This is a genomic window from Micromonospora sp. CNZ309 (assembly GCF_002846525.1).
Window position 1 is genome coordinate 1,991,887 of the sequence record NZ_PJNG01000001.1, and the last position, 17,319, is coordinate 2,009,205.

The 17,319-nt window shown below is 73.2% G+C and carries 12 protein-coding genes and 2 pseudogenes; 4 read left to right on the forward strand and 10 right to left on the reverse strand.

What is annotated here, in order from left to right; genetic code table 11:
• Window positions 1-63: 63 nt before the first annotated feature.
• The 8 genes and pseudogenes from CLT72_RS08005 to CLT72_RS08040 all read right to left on the reverse strand — a co-directional run bounded on the left by CLT72_RS08005 (window position 64) and on the right by CLT72_RS08040 (window position 11,313).
• Window positions 64-4,311: an nSTAND1 domain-containing NTPase gene (locus CLT72_RS08005; RefSeq protein WP_101410439.1), complete on the reverse strand. Its 4,248-nt coding sequence runs from the start codon at window positions 4,309-4,311 to the stop codon at window positions 64-66.
• 32 nt (window positions 4,312-4,343) lie between these two features.
• Window positions 4,344-4,715, reverse strand: a complete 372-nt coding sequence (locus CLT72_RS08010; protein ID WP_101410441.1) for a CU044_2847 family protein — start codon at window positions 4,713-4,715, stop codon at window positions 4,344-4,346.
• Window positions 4,716-4,912: 197 nt separating this feature from the next.
• The gene (locus CLT72_RS08015; protein ID WP_088999994.1) at window positions 4,913-5,173 is read right to left on the reverse strand and encodes a hypothetical protein; all 261 of its coding nucleotides are present in this window, start codon (window positions 5,171-5,173) and stop codon (window positions 4,913-4,915) included.
• Window positions 5,174-5,240: 67 nt separating this feature from the next.
• Window positions 5,241-6,624 (reverse strand): annotated as a pseudogene (locus CLT72_RS08020) (aminotransferase-like domain-containing protein).
• Entirely contained in the window at window positions 6,573-7,682 is a 1,110-nt protein-coding gene (locus CLT72_RS08025; RefSeq protein ID WP_101415024.1) for an alpha-hydroxy acid oxidase, read from the reverse strand. Before CLT72_RS08025 ends, CLT72_RS08020 begins: the two are co-directional and overlap by 52 nt.
• Before the next feature lie 122 nt (window positions 7,683-7,804).
• Window positions 7,805-8,755 (reverse strand): annotated as a pseudogene (locus tag CLT72_RS08030) (alpha/beta hydrolase); the annotation flags it as partial.
• On the reverse strand, window positions 8,752-9,972 hold the full coding sequence (locus CLT72_RS08035; protein WP_101410447.1) for a cytochrome P450: 1,221 nt from the start codon (window positions 9,970-9,972) through the stop codon (window positions 8,752-8,754). The gene CLT72_RS08035 and the pseudogene CLT72_RS08030, both read right to left, overlap by 4 nt.
• A gap of 66 nt (window positions 9,973-10,038) precedes the next feature.
• On the reverse strand, window positions 10,039-11,313 hold the full coding sequence (locus CLT72_RS08040) for an SGNH/GDSL hydrolase family protein (protein ID WP_199184720.1): 1,275 nt from the start codon (window positions 11,311-11,313) through the stop codon (window positions 10,039-10,041).
• Between the two features lie 297 nt (window positions 11,314-11,610).
• On the opposite strand from CLT72_RS08040, the gene CLT72_RS08045 reads away from it, so the two are divergent.
• From CLT72_RS08045 to CLT72_RS08060, 4 genes are all read left to right on the forward strand, one after another.
• Window positions 11,611-13,206: an AMP-binding protein gene (locus CLT72_RS08045; protein ID WP_101410451.1), complete on the forward strand. Its 1,596-nt coding sequence runs from the start codon at window positions 11,611-11,613 to the stop codon at window positions 13,204-13,206.
• Entirely contained in the window at window positions 13,203-14,522 is a 1,320-nt protein-coding gene (locus CLT72_RS08050) for an MFS transporter (RefSeq protein ID WP_101410453.1), read from the forward strand. Before CLT72_RS08045 ends, CLT72_RS08050 begins: the two co-directional genes overlap by 4 nt.
• A 163-nt stretch (window positions 14,523-14,685) precedes the next feature.
• Window positions 14,686-15,438, forward strand: coding sequence for a GNAT family N-acetyltransferase (locus tag CLT72_RS08055; protein ID WP_158241991.1), 753 nt, complete (start codon window positions 14,686-14,688; stop codon window positions 15,436-15,438).
• Window positions 15,439-15,782: 344 nt separating this feature from the next.
• Window positions 15,783-16,460, forward strand: coding sequence for an SGNH/GDSL hydrolase family protein (locus CLT72_RS08060; RefSeq protein ID WP_101410457.1), 678 nt, complete (start codon window positions 15,783-15,785; stop codon window positions 16,458-16,460).
• Window positions 16,461-16,522: 62 nt separating this feature from the next.
• Here the strand turns inward: CLT72_RS08060 and CLT72_RS08065 are convergent, their stop codons facing one another.
• Window positions 16,523-16,783: a hypothetical protein gene (locus CLT72_RS08065; protein WP_199184515.1), complete on the reverse strand. Its 261-nt coding sequence runs from the start codon at window positions 16,781-16,783 to the stop codon at window positions 16,523-16,525.
• 3 nt (window positions 16,784-16,786) lie between these two features.
• A complete protein-coding gene (locus CLT72_RS32205; RefSeq protein WP_199184516.1) occupies window positions 16,787-17,311 on the reverse strand; it encodes a hypothetical protein in 525 nt (174 codons plus the stop codon).
• Between the last annotated feature and the right edge of the window lie 8 nt (window positions 17,312-17,319).

The window sequence follows — 17,319 nt, forward strand, 5'->3', positions numbered from 1 at the left end:
CCGGGTACGGGGGTGCCGGCACGGTGAAGCGCGACCAGCAGCCGCACCGCGAGGCCCGGCAGGTCAGGAAGGGCAGATCCGGGTTGGCAGACCCCGGGAGAGCCCTTCGCGTTCGTCGTCGGTCAGCTCACGACCGACAACGGCGCACAGGTGCCCCTGCCAGAGCGCGGGATCGAGGCGGAGCAGCTTCAGACGGCCTCCCACCGGAGGCGAGTACAGCACCGCCGTGCCGCCTTTCGTGGCGGCGAGGAAGCCCTCGTTCTCCGCGAAGACGTACGTCTCCCGATAGCCGGGATCGTCAGCCTGCAACAAGCGTATGGAGTTCCTGTTGGCCAGGAAGAACCCGGCCCCTCCGGTACCGCCCGCCACCCACCGGTTCTCCCTCAGCGGCCCGAGCGGGCCGGCCACCCGCTGCGACGGTCGCCCGCGGTGCACCGACCACAACTCCACCATCCGGCCTGTGGTCATCACCACCAGGTAGCGCGGATCCCCCAACGGGACAGCCACGAGGAGATCGTTGCCGAGGCGTACTCGATGCTCCTTGGCCTCCTCGCCAGTGAGCAGATTGATGGCGTACACCTCCGGTTCGTCGGTAACGGTGACTGCCGCGTGCCCGGGAAGGGAGTGGCGGCCCACGAAATAGGTCGGTCGGTCCGCGCCGCTGGTGAGCCCAAGCTCGCGCAGGTCGATCGACGGCGCCAGGCGGCGTCCCGCGCGGGCGTCCCAGTACTCGACCCGGGTGCCGGATTGGGTCACCAGCCGCTCGTCGCTGTGAAAGAGGAACTGCAGCAGCTCCGGTTTCCCGTCGGCGTCGACGGGTGGTGCCGCGGTGGTGAACTCGGCCACCTGGCGCAGCGACGGCAGTGCCCGCACAGAGATCCGGTGGTGGTCGGACACGTCTGCCACCAGAGTCTCGGCGTTGTTGACCTGGAGTGGCTGCTTCGCGTCCGGCGGCGTCCGGGCATCGCTGACCACTTCGGCGATGGTCCGCTGCGCCCCTTCCGTCTCCATGACCCGCAGTCTGTCGCCGTCCTTCCCCACGCGGATCACCATCGTGCTCCCGTCGCCCAGCAGCTTCGGCGGGCTGTACGCGACATCACCGGTGTCCTTCACGAGCGCCCAGCCGGTCACCATGCTGTCGTTCCGGGTGACCACGACAGGCTCGTGGGCGGTCCCCAGCAGGGGCAGGTGGGCGATCCTCTCCAGCGAGTCGGGCCCGAAGAACCGCACTGCGCCGTCCGGCGCCGTCGTGGCGTCGACGAAGTCCCACTCGCCGGTCCGCACCAACACGGCGAAGCGCTCACCCCTGGCGTCCACCGCCACTTCCCGACAGGAGGTGTCGTCTCCACGGCGGTAGCGACTGAGCACCTGTCCGTCCGCCACACGGACAGCCTGGTAGTAGGCCGCTCCGATCGAGTCGGGAGCGGTGCGCTCCTGCCGGCACACGACCGCCACGCTGCCGTCATCCGACACCGCGTTGCCCGCGTAGTCGACGGCACCGGCCAGGTCACGTACGGTGCCGGAGTCGATGTCGACCGTCACCATCGAGGCCTGTCCCGCTCCGGCGCGGTGCGCCACCAGCGTCTCCTCGTTCGGCCCGAACCACACGTTCGTGAGCCCGGAGACCTGGGCCGGCAGGGTCCGTGGCTGTCCCGTTTCCAGGTCCCACACCTGCCCCGGCCGTTTCGAATCCGCCGCCGGCACCGCGACCAGTCTGCGGGCCTCCGGCGAGAAGTCCATGATGTGGGTGGCGCCCAGGGAGCGTTCCTCGAGTGCGCCCTGTAGCGGGTGCGCGGGCCCTGCCAGCTGCTCACCCGTGGGCGTCACGTCGTGCCAGGCGATCACACCGTCCGCGTCGCGCAGGTAGGCGATCCGCCGGCCGTCCCGGCTGACCACCGGAGACAGAGCATTGTCAGCCAACCGAAGCTGCTCCTGCCGCACCCGGCCCTCGGCCGTCCGGACGAAGAGGGTGGCCCGGCCGCTCTCGGTCGTCACCAACGTCACTGCCGCGTCGGCGCTCGTCGCCGCCGCCGCGATGTTCCCTTCGGCGCCGGTCAGGGTCCACGCCGCGTCCTTGAGTTCCAGGTACCCGCGCATCAACGCGCTACGAGCCTCCTGCGTCGGCGCGATCCCGTACCCCGCGAGCGCGGCCAGGACGGCCGCCCCCGGGTTGGTGCCGGTCAACTCGTCCGACTGGACCGCCAGCGCCCGCGACCGACCCTCCGCCTCCCGCTGAGCCCTCACCTTCGACTCCTGCACCAGGAACGTACCCAGCCCGACGACCAGGGCGAGGACCAGACCTGCGGCAGTCCATCCCGCACGCACCCGGACCCGCTGCGCGCGTCGCCGACGGCGGGCCTGGGCCAGGAAATGCCGCTGCTCGCCGGTGAGATCCGCCTCGCGCCCCCGCAACCGCGTCTCCAGGGCCGCGAGCTGAAGGGCGCCGGGTAGCAGATCGGCCGAGCTGTCGGCCCTGCGCCATCGCTCCAGGTCGTGCTGCACCTCCGCACGCCCCGCGAGGAACTCGGCATCGGCTCGGACCTGCTCCGCCAACGCCGGCCACGCCGTGACCAGCGCTTCGTGCGCCAACTCCGCGCTCTCCGGGCGGCCGTCGGCACCGGACAGGACCAGCAGGCGCCGCTCGGCGAACGCGAGCGCGAGGCGCCAGCGTTCCTCGCCGGCCTCCTCACGCGTCAGCACCCGCCGCAGTGGAGCCTCACCGCCCGGCAGCAGCCGTACCAGTCCGGTGAGCAGCCGCCGAGCCTCCACCTCGGTCTCGGCGCTGACGCACTCCCGCCACGCCTGTTCGGCGTGTAGCCGCAGCGCACCGGTCACACCACCAAGATCGTTGTAGGTCTCGGCTCGAAGGCGCCCGGCGGCCCGTCTGTCCCACAGCCGCGCCAGGACGAAGCCGAGCAGCGGCAGAATCCCCGGCTCGCCGCCCGCGTCGTCCAGAATGCGCCGTTCCAGCCCGGGGTCGTACTCGACCACAGGTATCCGCCCGAGTGGCTCGGTCACCACCTGGTGCAGCTGGTCGCGGGTCATCGGGGTCAGTGGTAGCGTCACCCCGCGCCGTAGTACGGACCCCAGGTGCTCGTGACTCAATGCGGAGTCCATGAAGTCGGCGCGCAGGGTGGCCAGGACCCGCAGGTTGGTCGGTTGCCGGTGCGGGAACAGCAGCGCGACGGTCTCGGCGATCTCCGACTCTGAACGGTTCAGCAGTGCTTCGGCCTGGTCGAGGACGATCAGCAGGCGGGCCGCCGATCGCCCCGTGGCCCGGTGGAAGGTGTCCGTGATCCCCAACTCGCACAACCAGCGTTCCACCTGATCGGCGCTGTCCACCCAGCCGGAGTCGGGCCATCCCGCACGCACCGTCTCGAAGAGTTCCGTCGCGATCGCCGCTCTCGGGGACGTGATGCGGCCGGCGTCGACCACCAGGACGTCGTAGCCGGCCCGACGCATCCTCGGTACCACACCGGCGAGCGCAAGCGACGACTTGCCGCAGCCTGAAGGACCGTAGAGGATGACGCTCGGCTCCGTCCCCCGCAGCGCGGTGACCACCTGCGTCGCCTCGTCGTCGCGGCCGAAGAAGACTTCCGCGTCGGCTTCCTGGAAGGTGGCAAGTCCACGAAAGGGCGTCGCCGGGACAAGCACGTCACCCAGTTCAGGCATCTCCCGCGCCAGTGTTCTCGTACGCATGACGAATGCCTGCTGTGCCTCGCGCACCGGCTGGGCCGCGACCACCATGCCGACCGCCGCGCCCAGGTCGTCGTCCCAGACGGGGCTGCCGCTGAAGCCTCGCTTGATGTGGCTGGCCTGCCCGTCCGCCCGCGACAGCTGTACCCAGCCACGCCCGGTGCGCCCACGGAACCTTCCTCGATGCCAGATCCCGTCCGGATGGTCGTCGGTGAATCCCACCACCCGCGTCTCGTGGTCCCACACACTCTCGGCGTCGACCATCGGCAGCGGGCGTGCACCGGGAAGCGCGGCGCGCAACCGCAGCACGGCCACGTCCCCGCTCTGGTCAGCGCGGATCGGCACCCACCGCCACACCTCCACCGTCCCCCGGCACGCGTTCCGGTCGCTATCGGCCAGCGGCAGCTCGACGATCACCTGGGCCTCGACGTCCGGCGCCGCCTCGCGAGGCAGGCCGAGCGCGTCGGACACCACATGAGCGCAGGTGAGGACGAGGTCCGGGGCGACAACGAAGCCGGCACCGCCGACGGTGCCGTCCGGACCGATGACCCGAACCACCGCCGACGCCAGTGCCAGCTCCGGCTCCGGCGCTCCACGACGCCTCTCTCCGGGCACGTCGACCTCCCCGCGCGATGAAGCTCGTGTGGTCAGATTCCTTGCGGACCGCCAGCCGGATCGCCCTCGTCTCTCCTGTTCCAGGTGAGACTCACTGAGAAGTTGGCAGCCGTCGAGACACCCGCGATGACGATCTTCGCATCGGACGACAGGGACAGGCCGAACTCCAGCGTTGCCTCGTCCGGGAGCTGAGCCATCGCACGGCACTGGCCGACGAAGGCGTCCGCCACCGGGCGGACGACCTCAAGCATCTGCCCAAGCGACTGCTCAGCCCGTGCCACCGCACGACCACCACGGCCGACCCGCACCAGGCTCTCGTCCACCTCGTCCACCTGGACCCTGACGACGCCTTCGCCATCCCCCAGAGGCACCTCGACCGTATGGCCGGGCTGGCCCTCACCCACCGCAGCACATCTTCGGCAGCACGCAGGTAACCGCTTCCATGAGTCTCCCCCGTCAAGGTCGGCGAACCACCCAAGATAGCGACACTTGCCAATGCATTACGGTAGCGAGTCGACTACCCGACAGGTCCGGCGGTCCCGGAAACGAGGAACCTCACCCGCCTACCGGCAAGGCCACGCCGAGGCTTCGCAGCGCCCGGTCAGCCCACCGGCCGCTTCAGGTGGTAGCGGTGCACCTCGGTGCTGCCCTGGACGTTGTTCACGTCCTCGGCGGCGGAGACCAGCTCCCAGCCCTCCCGGCCGGCCCGGTTGAGGTGCGCGATCGCCGTGTCGCCGTACGCGGTGATGTCCCGGCGCGACCCGTCCGGGCCGTACCAGGTGAAGCTGACGTGAAAGGCGCGGCCCTGCCCCTGATAACGGCGGACCAGCAACGCGTACTCCCAGGCGACCATGGCGTCCATTATGAATGTCCACCCAGGACGATGAAACACGGGCAGTCGCGCTTTGCCATGCGGTGAACGCGGTGTGTCATCCCACCTCGGCGGTCGCCGCCCGGCGGGCCGTCTCGTCGGCGACCAGCGCGGCCAGCCGGTCCAGCCCGAGGTCGATCTCGGCCGGGGTCACGGCGCTGACCGACAGCCGCAGCGCGTCGACCGGGGCACCGTCGTCGTAGAAGTGCGCCATCGGCGTCCAGAGCACCCCGTACTCGCGGGCGGACCGGTGCAGCAGGGCGTCGTCGACGCCGAACGGCACGGTGAGCACGACGAAGAAGCCGCCGGCCGGGACGTTCCACCGCACCCGCGAGGTCCCCGCCGGGAAGCGCCGGGCCAGGCCGTCGAGCAGGTGGCGCAGGTTGCGACCGTACGCCGCCCGCTCCCGGACGGTGGCCGCCACCAGGCTGCACCCGTGCTCCAGCAGCGCCCCGCCGACCACCGCCTGGGCGATCGCCGACGTGTTCACCGTGACCATGCTCTTGATCTTGGCGAGGTGGTCGGCGAGGAGGCCCACCGTGCCGTCCGCGCCGGCGACGCGCTGGTCGGCGACCACGTAGCCCACGCGGGCGCCCGGCAGCACCGTCTTGGCGAAGGAACCCAGGTAGACGACCCGCCGCGCGGTGTCCAGCGCCTTGAGGGTGGGCAGCCGCCCGGCGCCCAGGGCGGGGAAGAGGCCGTACGGGTTGTCCTCCAGCAGCAGCAGGTCCTCCTCGGCGGCCAGGTCGAGCAGCCGCCGCCGGTCGGTCAGGCCGATGCTGGTGCCGGACGGGTTGGCGAAGTCCGGCATCACGTAGCAGGCGCGCGGGCGCAGCCCCGCCGCCCGGGCGAGGCGCACCTGCTCGCGCAGGTCGGTCAGGTCGATGCCGGCCGGGCCGCCGGCCACCGGCCGCACCGGCAGGTCCAGCAGCCGGGCGGCCCCGGTCAGCCCCACGTACGTCGGTGCGACGGCGAGCAGCACGTCGCGCGGGTCGGCCCGCAGCGCCCGCAGCACCAGGAACATCGCCTCCTGGCAGCCGACGGTCACCACGATCGCCTCCGGGTCGACCGTGACGTCCTCGTCGACGGCGAGGTTGCGGGCGACGAGGTGGTGCACGATGCCCTTGGTGCGGCCGTACTGCAACAGCGTGCGGTGCACCTGCGCGGGGCTCTGCCCGAGGTCGTCGGCCAGGTGCCGGCGGAACCTGTCCAGGTGCCGGTGCAGCGCCGCGACGTCGAGGAACTCCTCGTACGGCCGGCCGGCCGCCAGCGACACCGCGTCGGGGTAGTGCTGGGCCACCTCGTTGAGGAAGTTCATCGAGTTCAGCGCCGGATCGTCGACCGCCGGGTGCAGGTCGGCCACGCGCAGGTCCACCGTCTCCGGCACCGCTCAGCCCTCCCTGATCACGCGCAGCTCGCGGGCCGCCTCGGGGTCGGCGCAGCCGGCCAGCGCCAGGGCGTCGCGGAACTCGCCGGCCAGCAGCTCAAGCGCCGTGCACGCCCCGGCCTCGCCGCCGGCGGCGAGCGCCCACAGCATGGGCCGGCCGACCAGCACCCCCCGCGCGCCGAGGGCCAGCGCGCGCAGCACGTCGAAGCCGTCGCGTACGCCGCTGTCCAGCAGCACCTCGCACCGGTCGGCCACCGCCGCCACCACCTCCGGCAGCACGGTCGCGGTGGCCGGTGCGCCGTCGAGCTGGCGGCCACCGTGGTTGGAGACCACCACGGCGTCCGCGCCGGCGGCCACCGCCAGCTCCGCGTCGCGCGGGTCCAGCACGCCCTTGACCACCAGTGGCAGGGCGGTACGGCCGCGCAGCCACTCCAGGTCGGCCCACGTCAGCGCGGGCGCGAAGACCTCGCCGGTGTGCGCGGCGATGGCGGAGACGCCCGGGGTGGCGGTGTGCGCGAGGTCGTCGCGGCCGGCTGGCAGGTTGGCCGCCACGACGTGCGGCGGAATGGCGAACGCGTTGCGCACGTCGCGCCGCCGTGGGCCGAGGATCGGCACGTCCACGGTGACCGTCAGCGCCGTGCACCCCGCCGCGTGCGCCCGGTCCAGCAGGTCGGCGACCAGAGCCCGGTCGCGCAGCCAGTACAGCTGGAACCAGACGCTCGCGCCAGTCCCGGCGATCTGCTCGATCGGCACGCTGCTCAGGGTGCTGGCCACATACGGCACGCCGGCCGCACCCGCGGCCGCGGCCAGCCCCCGCTCCCCGTCGGGGTGCACCAGGCGCTGGTACGCCATCGGCGCCACCGCCACCGGCATGGCGTAGGACGTGCCGAGCAGCCGCGCCCCGGTGCGGGGCGTGTGCACGCCCCGCAGCACCCGGGGCAGCACGGCCACCCGGTCCAGCGCGCGGCGGTTGGCGGCGAGCGTGGTCTCGGCACCACTGCCGCCGTCGACGTAGTCCCACACGTCGGGCGGCAGCACCGCCTGGGCCGCTCCCGCGAAGTCGGCCAGGCTGGCCGGCGACGGCTCCGCCGCCGGCAGCACGCCCTCGACCATCACCGGTCTCCCTTCCCGCCGGGACCGCCTCCGCTGGCGGCCGCCGCGCCGCCGGCACCAGCCGAGGCGGTCGCCGCCCCGGCGACCGTCGCGCCGAGCGCACTAACCGCGCCGCCGGTCGCGCCGTCCGCCGCTGCGGGGTCCGCCGCATCGAACCGGTCGCGCAGGAACGCCGCCGCCTGGTCCTGGGCGCGCCGGCCGTCGTCGAACGCCCCCGGCATGGCAAAGAAGCCGTGGACCATGCCGGGGTACCGGGTGAGGGTGGTCGGCACGCCGGCTTCGCGTAGCCGGTGCGCGTACCGCTCCCCCTCGGCGCGCAGCGGGTCGTGCTCGGCGGTGATCACCAGCGCCGGCGGCAGGCCGGCCAGGTCGGCGGCGAGCAGCGGCGACGCCAGCGGGTGCCGCGCGTCGGCGGGGTCGGCGAGGTAGTGGCCCCGGTACCAGGCGACCGAGCGGCGGTTGAACAGCAGCGGGTCCTCGGCGTCGGTTTCGGCGTCGGCGCTCTGGTCGGTGTTCGGGTACACCAGCAGTTGGGCGGCGAGGCGGGGCCCGCCGCGCTCGCGGGCCAGCAGGGTGACGGCGGCGGCCAGGTTGCCGCCGGCGCTGTCCCCGCCGACCGCCACGCGCTCCGGGTCGACGCCGAACTCCTCCGCGTGCGTGGCGAGCCACGCGGTGGCCGCGTGGCAGTCGTGCACGGCGGCGGGGAAGGGATGCTCCGGGGCCAGCCGGTAGCCGACGGTGACCACCTGGCAGGGCACGGCGTTGGCCAGCCGCCGGCAGATGCCGTCGGCGGTGTCCACGCTACCGAGGGTCCAGCCGCCGCCGAAGAAGTAGACCAGGGTGGGCAGCGGCCCCTCCCCCGCCGGCCGGTGGACGCGCACCGGCAGGTCGCCGGCCGGGCCGGGCACGTGCGTATCGCGTACCTCGTGCACCGGCTCGACCGCGCCGCCGCCGGCGCGGATCGCGGCGAGGTCGGCGGCGCGGGCCTCGGCCAGACTCTGGGTGTACAGCGGCGGGGTGCCGGCCGCCTCGCGGGCGGCCCGGTACGCCGCCACCTGCGGATGGATGCTCACGCCGGTCCTCCTCGGGTGTGTACGGCCAGCCTGTCGACGCCGCGCAGGAAGAGGCTGCCGCTGTACGTCGGCGCCTCGGCGACGGTGAGCCCGGGGAAGCGGGCCAGCAGCCTGGGCAGCGCGAGGCGACCCTCCAGCCGGGACACCGCCGCGCCGAGGCAGAAGTGCGGGCCGGCGCCGAAGGCCAGCGACGGCGGTCCGCTCCGGCGCGGGTCGAAACGGTCCGGGTCGGGAAAGCGGGCCGGGTCGCGGTTGGCGGCGGCGAGGATCAGCAGGACGTTGCGGTCCCGCCCGACCGGCACCCCGCCGACCTCGCTGTCGCGGGGCGCGGCCCGGGCCAGGAAGTGCACGGGCGCCTCCAACCGCAGGATCTCCTCGACCGCACCCCGGGTCAACGCGTCGTCGCCGGGCAGCGCGGCGGCCACGTCGGGGTGGGCCAGCAGCAGCGGCAGCCCGTTGGAGAACATGTAGACGGTGGTGACGAAGGCGGCGTTGAACAGCACGATCAGGTTGCTCACCAGCTCGTCGACGGTCAGCTCCACGTCGCCTGCGTCGACCGCCTCCACCAGGGCGCTGATCAGGTCGTCGCCGGGCCGGTGGCGCCGGTGGGCGATCAGCTCGGCGTAGAAGTCGCGCAGCTCGGCGGCGGCGGTGTTGGCGGCGGCGAGCCGCTGCGGGGTCGCCCCGGCCACGTCCAGGAACTCGTCGATCCGTTCCACCCGCTGCCGGTAGAAGTCCAGCTCCCCGGCGGGGATGCCGATGAACTCCGCCATCACCAGGGCCGGCAGCGGGTACGCGAACTCCGCGACGAAGTCGAGGCCGGCGTCGCCGGCGTCGGCCATCCGGTCGAGCAGCCCGTCGACGACCCGGTGCACGACCGGCTCCAGCGCGGCGAGCCGGCGCGGGGTGAAGCTCCTCGCGAAGGCCGCCCGCATCCGCGTGTGCTGCGGTGGATTGACGAACATCATCGAGGTCTGGAGGGTGCGCAGCACCTCCTGCTCCTGCCAGTCCGGCGGGGCCTGCTTGTACCACCGCGGGTCGCGCAGCACCTGGCTGACCAGGTCGTAGCCGACGGCGACGGCGGCGACCGAGCGGTGCTCCGCGCGCGCCGGCACCGGGCTCACCGGCCCCAGCGCGTGCAGGGCGGCGTAGCAGGGGTACGGGTCCTGCCGGCCCTCGTCGCTGTAGAGGCGGGTCAGCAGTTGGGTGACGTCCACGGTCCTCCGGTCTCCCCCGTCGGCGGTGCCGCGGGCGGCGGGGGTAGCCCGCCGCCCGCACCGGTGTCAAAGGCCGAGCAGTCGCAGTGGTACGGCGTCCGCCAGCGCCTGGTTGCCGGCGTCGTTGGGGTGGATGTGGTCCCCCGAGTCGTACGCGGGCAGCAGCCGGCTCGGCTGCGCCGGATCGCGCAGCACCCGGTCGAAGTCGAGCAGCCCGTCGAACTCGCCGCTGCCGCGCAGGTACGCGTTCACCGCCTGCCGGGTGGCCTCCTTCTCGGGCGTCCACACCCCCGGGTTGCCGTGCCCCTCGTACGGGGTCAGCGTCGACACGAGGCTGCGCAGGCCGCGCGCCTTCACCTGCTGGTTGACCTGCCGCAGCGCGGCGATGATCTGCTCGGCGGAGTCGCCCGACATCCAGACGTCGTTGATGCCGAGGTGGGTGATCACGGTCCGGGCGTCGGTCTGCGCGAAGACGTCCTCGTCGAGCCGGGCCAGGGCGTTCGGTCCGAGCTCGTGGTAGCCGGGGAAGCCGCCCGCCCCGGGCTCGGTGCCCTCGTGGTTGAGCCGGTTGCCGGCGAGGCTGAGGTTGAGCACGCCCGGGGTACGGACGTCCGGGCGGGCGTCGATGAGCCGGTCGGCGAGCAGGTCGGGCCAGCGCTTGTTGGCGTTGACCGTGCTGCCGTTGCCGTCGGCGATGGAGTCGCCGAAGACCACCACCGAGCCGGGGCTGTGCCGCCGCTGCACGTCGATGCCGGACAGGAAGAACCAGCAGCAGTTCGGTCGGATCGTGAACCCTGCCCCGTCGGCGGCGGAGGTCAGATCGGTGGCCCCGATGAAGTTCGTCTGCCGGGACTGGCCGTGGAAGGTCACCGGGCCGGTGGGGGTCGGGAAGTGCACCGTCAGCACCAGGTCCTGCTGGTCGCCGACGGGCAGCGCGACGGGGTCGCTGACGAGTTCGGCGCCCCGGTTCATGGTGGCCGAGGTGGCGCCGCCGAAGGTCAGCGTCCGCAGGGTCGAGGGGTCGATGTCGGACAGGTCGTCGGGGGTCGCGGTGTTCGGCTTCGCGACGGTGGCGCGGCCGACCCGGACGGCCTGCTCGCCGTAGGAATTGCTCAGGCGGACCCGGAACCGCTCTCCGCCGACGGTGGTGTGCACGACCATCCGTACGCTCTGGTCGTTGAGGCCGTTGTTGGTCAGGCCGGTCGCGTTTCCCCTGGTGACCGCGGCGGCCCAACTGCCCGCCCAGACCGTGCGCTGGCGGGACGCCTCGGTGTCGGCCGGGCCGGCGCTGGCCACCATCGCCGGGGTGCCGGCGACGAGCAGGGCGGCGGCGGACGCGATGACATGCCATCTCTTCGGGGTCGACATTGAACCTCCATCGTTGGCAGCCCAGGGCCGTCCGCTGACGGCACCGCCTGGACGATGGTCCAGAAACCTAGCCGCCCCGTTTCACGACCGTCAATCAACCTGATCGACGCGATCAAATGTCCTCCGGTCCGGCCGGAGCGCCGTTCAGGCCCTGTCCGGTGACAGCAGGTGGTACCTACGCTCACGGACGGCGGCGGTTCGGTCGCCCGGCCGCCGCGCCGTGGCGGGCTGCCCGGCACGGCCACACTTCTGCGGCGAGGGGGCTGTCGGATGACCGACCGACCGGAGCGACGGGCCGGCTACGTGCACCAGGCGCTGGAGCTGTTCGCGGGCTTCGGCGACCGGGAGGCACTGGTCGGAAACGGACACCGGCTCAGCTACGCCGAGGTCGCCGCGCAGGTGCGCGGGCTGGCCGCGGCGCTGCTCGGGCACGGCGTACGGCCGGGACAGGCGGTGCTGCTCGCGCTCGGCAACCCCGTGGAGGGGCCGCTGGTGCAGCTCGCCCTGCACCTGCTGGGCTGCCGGACGATGTGGATCGCCCCGGTCACGTCCCGCCGGGAGGTCGACGAGTTCGTCCGGCTGGCCCGCCCCGACGCGTTCGTCTACGACGCCCGGGACCCCGCCGGCCTCGGGCCGGAGCTGGCGGCCGGGCTGCCCGGCGTACCCGTGCTCTGTCTCGGGCCGGGCGGCGCGGGCCCGGACCTGCTGGCCGACGCGGCGCACGTCCCGGCGGTCGACCTGCCGGCCGAGGCGCCGGCACCGGAGTCCTTCCTCCAGACCAGCGGCACCACCGGCACCCCGAAGCTGGTGCACCACCGGGAGAGCTTCTACACCCAGATCCTCGCCCTGGCCGCCGACTTCCGCGCCGCCGGCCACCCGCCGCTGCGGCACCTGTCACACTCGCCGATGTGGCTGGCCAGCGGCCAGATCACCACCCTGTTCAACCTCTTCACCGGCGGGGTGCTGTTCCCGCGCGACGGCTGGGACCCGGCGCGGTTCATCGCCACCGTCGAGCGGGAGCGGATCAACTCCACCTTCGTCACCCCGCCGATGCTCTACGAGGTGCTCGACCACCCGGCCCTGGCCGGCGCGGACTTCTCCGCCATGTTCATGTTCAACGTGGGCGCCGGGCCCGCCGCGCCCGCCCGGCTGCGTCAGGCGATCGCCCGCTTCGGGCCGGTGCTGCGCATCGTGTACGGCCTCAGCGAGGCCGTCGTGGTCACCGCCCTGCCGGGGCTGACCGACGACCCGGCGCACCCGCAGCGGCTGCGCTCCTGCGGGCGGCCCTACGGCGACGTACGCGTCGAGATCCGCGCCGACGACGGCACGGTGCTGCCGCCCGGTGAGAACGGCGAGGTGTGGGTGCACACCGGCCTGCGCTTCGCCGGCTACCACGGCCAGCCCGGGCTGACCGCCGAGACGCTCGTCGACGGCTGGGTCCGCACCCGCGACGTCGGGCACCTCGACGCCGACGGCTACCTCTACCTCGTCGACCGGTTGCAGGACCGGATCCTCACCCGGCGGCGCAGCTGGCCGATCCACTCCCGCCCGATCGAGGACGTCCTGGCCGGGCACCCGCAGGTGCGGGCGGCGGCGGTGGTCGGCGTGCCCGACGAGGCGGCCGGCGAGCTGCCGTACGCCTTCGTGGTGCCGGCGCCCGGCGCGACGGTGACCGCCCGGGAGCTGATCGACCTGGTGACCGCCGAGCTCAGCGACACCTGGGCGCCGGGCGGGGTCCAGTTCGTCGACCGGCTGCCGCTCAACCGCTCCGCGAAGGTGGACAAGCGTGCGCTGCGGGCCCGCTACGCCGAGGAGCATCCGTCGTCGGTCGAGCACCCGGAGGCGTCGATCGGCAGCCTGGCGTGACCCCCCGGCGGGAACTGACCGTCCTGGTCGCCGCCGACCTGATCTCCAACCTGGGCAGCCGCATCTCGGTGGTGGCCATCCCCTGGCTGGTGCTGGAGACCACCGGCAGCCCCGCGAAGATGGGCGCGGTGGCCGCCGCCGAGATGCTGCCCTACCTGCTCTCCAGCGCGCTGGGCACGCCGTGGGCGGACCGGGTCGGGCTGCGCCGCACGTCCATCCTGGCCGACGCCGGAAGCGCCGCTCTGATGGTGGCCGTGGCCCTCACCCCGTGGCTCGGTTTCGGTGCGCTGCTCGTCCTGGTCGCGGTGGTGGGTGCCCTGCGGGGCGTCGGCGACCGGGTCAAGCACGTGATGTTCCGCCCGGCCGCCGAGGCCGCCGGCGTACGGCTGATCCGGCTGACCTCCGTCTACGACGGGTTGGGCCGGCTGGTCACCCTGCTCGGCGCGGGGCTGGGCGGGCTGCTCGTCTGGTGGTTCGGGGTGACGGGGGCACTCCTCATCGACGCCGCCAGCTTCGCCGTCTGCGCCCTGCTCGTCGGCCTGCTGGTCCGGCCGCCGGCCGCACCGGAGGGACCGGCCGCACCGGAGGGTTACCTGCGCGCGCTCGCGGGCGGGTTCCGCCACCTGGGCCGTGACCGGATGCTGCTGACCATGCTGCTGGTGATCTCGGCGCTGAACATGGCGGTCAACGCGAGCGTCGCGGTCTACATCCCGCTCTGGGTGGCCGACGTGCTGCACGGCCCCGCCGGGCTGGGCCTGGTGCTCGGCGCGTTCTCGGCGGGCGCGTTGCTGGGCAACCTGCTGTTCACGGCGTACGGTCCCCGGCTTCCTGCGTACCTGACCTTCGCGGTGGGCGCGGCGCTGGGCGGCGCCCCACGGCTGCTGGTCCTGGCGCTGAGCGAGGAGTTGGCGGTCGTGCTGGCGGTGACGTTCGCCTCCGGCATCGGCATCGCGGCGGTGAACCCGCTGCTGGGCGTGGCGATCTACGAGCGGGTGCCGGCCGCGTTGCAGACGCGGGTGATCGGGTTGGCCGGGTCGCTGGCGTTCGCCGGCCTGCCGCTGGGCGCGCTGCTGGGCGGCTGGTCGGTCACCGCGTTCGGCCTCGTCCCCGCACTGCTGGTGATGGCGGCGTTCTGCCTCGTCGTCACCGTGCTGCCGATGCTGCCCGGTCTGCGTCCAACGCAATCGCCCGACGGACGGATCCCGAAATCCCCCGATCCCAGCGCCGCCTGCACGGACGTCACCGGGTCTCGGCGTCACCCACGCCGAGACGCCGCCAGCACACCGGCTGTGCATGACCCGAGGGGACCCGGGTAACCGGATGATCGAGGCTGCGCTGGCGCCGCCAGGCGCGACGCCACCAACGCGAGGGCATCCGGCCCCGTCTGCCGGGGCTGTCCGTGAGCGGGAAGGTCAGGTCCTCGGGACAGGGATCTGACCCTGACACGTGGGGGCTGACGAGATGCGCATTCCCCGGGGGATGATCGACGATCTCCGTCTGGGTATCGTTGCGCCGCCGGCGACCGAGGAGCCCGCAGAGGCTGACCGGATGGCAGGCCGGCTGGCTCTGCGACGGGCCAGAAATGAAGATCTTCCTGCGATGGCCCGCGCCCACGTCGAGTTGCTTCCGATGGGGCTCTTTCCAGCGCTTGGTGCCCGCTTCGTTCGCCGTTGGCAGCGCACCTACCTGAACTCCCCGTACGGGGTGGGCGCAGTCGTTGTCCGCACTGCCGCCCGGCAGGAGGAGATCGTCGCATTTGTGCTGGGTGCCAGTGACCACGCCGCCTACACCGCCGAGCTGGCAAAGGACCGGCGCGTGGCGGCGTCTCTCGCCCTCGCCGCTCTCGGCGCGCTGATTGTCCGGCCCGCTGTTGCCGTCCGTGTCCTGCGGACGCGGGTCCGGCCGTTGGCCCGGCGGGTGCTGCGCCGGCGGGCGGTCGCGGCGACACCGGAGCGAAACGGGTCGGTGGTGACTCCACACGTGGCAGTCATGACTGCGCTGGCGGTGCGACCGGATGCGCGCATGAGCGGCATCGGGGTGGTGCTGGCCGCTCATTTCGTCGACATGGCCCGAGACGCCGGCGCGATGTGGGTCGAGGCGCAGACGTCGGTCGGGCCCCTGGGGGCGACAGGGTTCTACGAGCGGTTGGGTTGGGAGGCGGGAGCTGAGCGGCCGACGCCCGACGGTTACAGCGTGCGCACGTACCGCCTCCGTCTTGCTGACGCACGTTGAACCTTCGCCCGGCCGTGGCCGACGACCAGCCGCCGCTGACGCTCAGTGCGACGGGCAGTCCACGAACTGCGGCCGGCCGCCGGAGCTGGGATCAACGCCTAACTGGCCAGCCGACGTGTCGATCACGTTCGCTGCCGAGCCAGGCCCGTCAACGTCGCGGTCGCCGGCCCGCACACCGCCACCTGCGCCATGCCGCCGTGGTGCCTGAGGCACACCCGGCCGGGGCGGGCTCGGCCGAGCGTCGCGATCCCTGACCGACCGCACCGTCTCCACTGCCCTCCCGGCTCACCCGGGTCGGACGACGGACCCTGTTCCGGGCGCCGGGGGTGGGCTAGCGTGCCGGCATGCCATCGACGCTGACCGAATCGACGGATCCGTGGTGCCTGCGCGACGGCGAGAGCGCGGCGCTGCTGCGCGGGCACCCGTGGCATCGTTTCGCGGTGCTCGGCGACAGCGTGGCCGAGGGGCTCTGCGAGCCCGTCGACGGCTATCCCGACGTGCAGTGGGCCGACCGGATCGCCGCCGAGCTGCGGGCCGTCCGGCCGGAGTTGGCGTACCTCAACCTGGGCCTGCGGGGGCTGCGGGCGCACGAGGTGCGCGCCACCCAGCTCGCCCCGGCGCTGGCGTTCCGCCCCGACCTGGCGCTGGTGGTCTGCGGCGGCAACGACGCCTTCAGCCGCGCCTACGACGCGGACGCCGTCGACGCGGAGCTGGCCGCGATGGTCGAGGCGCTGCGGGCCGCCGGCGCGGACGTGATCACCGTCGGCATGTTCGACGTCTCGCGCAGCCCGGCCGTGCCGGAGCGGCACCGGGCCGACCTGGGCGCGCGGATGCGCCGGCTCTCCGCGCGCACCCAGGCCCTCGCCGAGCGGCTCGGCACCCTGCACGTGCGACTCACCGACCATCCGCTCGTCGCCGAGGCGTCGATGTACAGCAGCGACGGCCGGCACGGCAGCGCCCGCAGCGACGCGGTGGCCGCCGCCGAGACCGTCCGCCGCCTCGGCACCCACCTCGCGCCCTGACCCGCCGGCCGGTCGCAGGGCGCCCCGCTCGCGGTAGCTGGCCACCACGGCCACCAGCTTGCTCAGGCGAGCTGGGCCAGCGCCCGGGTGGTGTTGTGCTCGACGATGTCGAGCATGAAGGCCCGATCGGGGAAGTCGCCGTCGAGCAGTCGCAGCGGGCCCGCCACCAGCGACAGGTAGGTCGCGAGCCGGCAGGGGCGCAGCCGGTCCTCGTCGAGCCCGGGCACGGCCAGCGCCGGATAGTCGTCGCCGAAGCGCAACTCGAGGAAGGCGTGCTCCCACTCCACGTCGAGGAACATGGTGCCCTCGATGTCGACGAGCACCGGCTAACCCCGGTCGTCGACCAGCCTGAGCGGGAACAACGTGCGGGCACCGGTCTTCATCGGCTCGTCGCCCCAGGCCATGCCGGCCTCGACCGAGAACCTTCCTTCGTACGGCTCCTGGTTGTCCTGGACGTGGACGTCGATGGGAAGATCCACCGTCCCGCCGCCTGCCGGCAGCAGTTCCGGAAGCGCGCTCGGGCCGATCCGGCAGTACCAGCCCGCGGCGTCGCCGTCGCACTCGCCGGAGCCACCGCCCTCGGGCCACATCAGATGGACCCGCTCCCAGTCCAGTTCGTCGGGGCGGACGTAGAAGATCGCCTCTCGCGGCATGCGGTCGGTCAGGTTGGTGAGTCTGAGGTGGATCCGCTTCTTCCCGACCCCCAACGGGACCGTCGTACCGGTCACGTCGAACGTGAACCCCGGGTCCGCGCCCGCCGCCGGAGCGGGACCGACGGGGACGGCCATCCCGGCGAGGACGAGCAGGGCCACCGCCCCCGTTCGCGACAGCCATCGATGACAAGAACCCACGGCTAACT

Excerpts from the sequence above, each read along its gene's own strand:
- CLT72_RS08015 (WP_088999994.1), bottom strand. The coding sequence starts at position 5,173 with ATGGACGCCATGGTCGCCTGGGAGTACGCGTTGCTGGTCCGCCGTTAT.
- CLT72_RS08025 (WP_101415024.1), bottom strand. The coding sequence starts at position 7,682 with ATGGTCGAGGGCGTGCTGCCGGCGGCGGAGCCGTCGCCGGCCAGCCTG.
- CLT72_RS08045 (WP_101410451.1), top strand. The coding sequence starts at position 11,611 with ATGACCGACCGACCGGAGCGACGGGCCGGCTACGTGCACCAGGCGCTG.
- CLT72_RS08055 (WP_158241991.1), top strand. The coding sequence starts at position 14,686 with ATGATCGACGATCTCCGTCTGGGTATCGTTGCGCCGCCGGCGACCGAG.
- CLT72_RS08060 (WP_101410457.1), top strand. The coding sequence starts at position 15,783 with ATGCCATCGACGCTGACCGAATCGACGGATCCGTGGTGCCTGCGCGAC.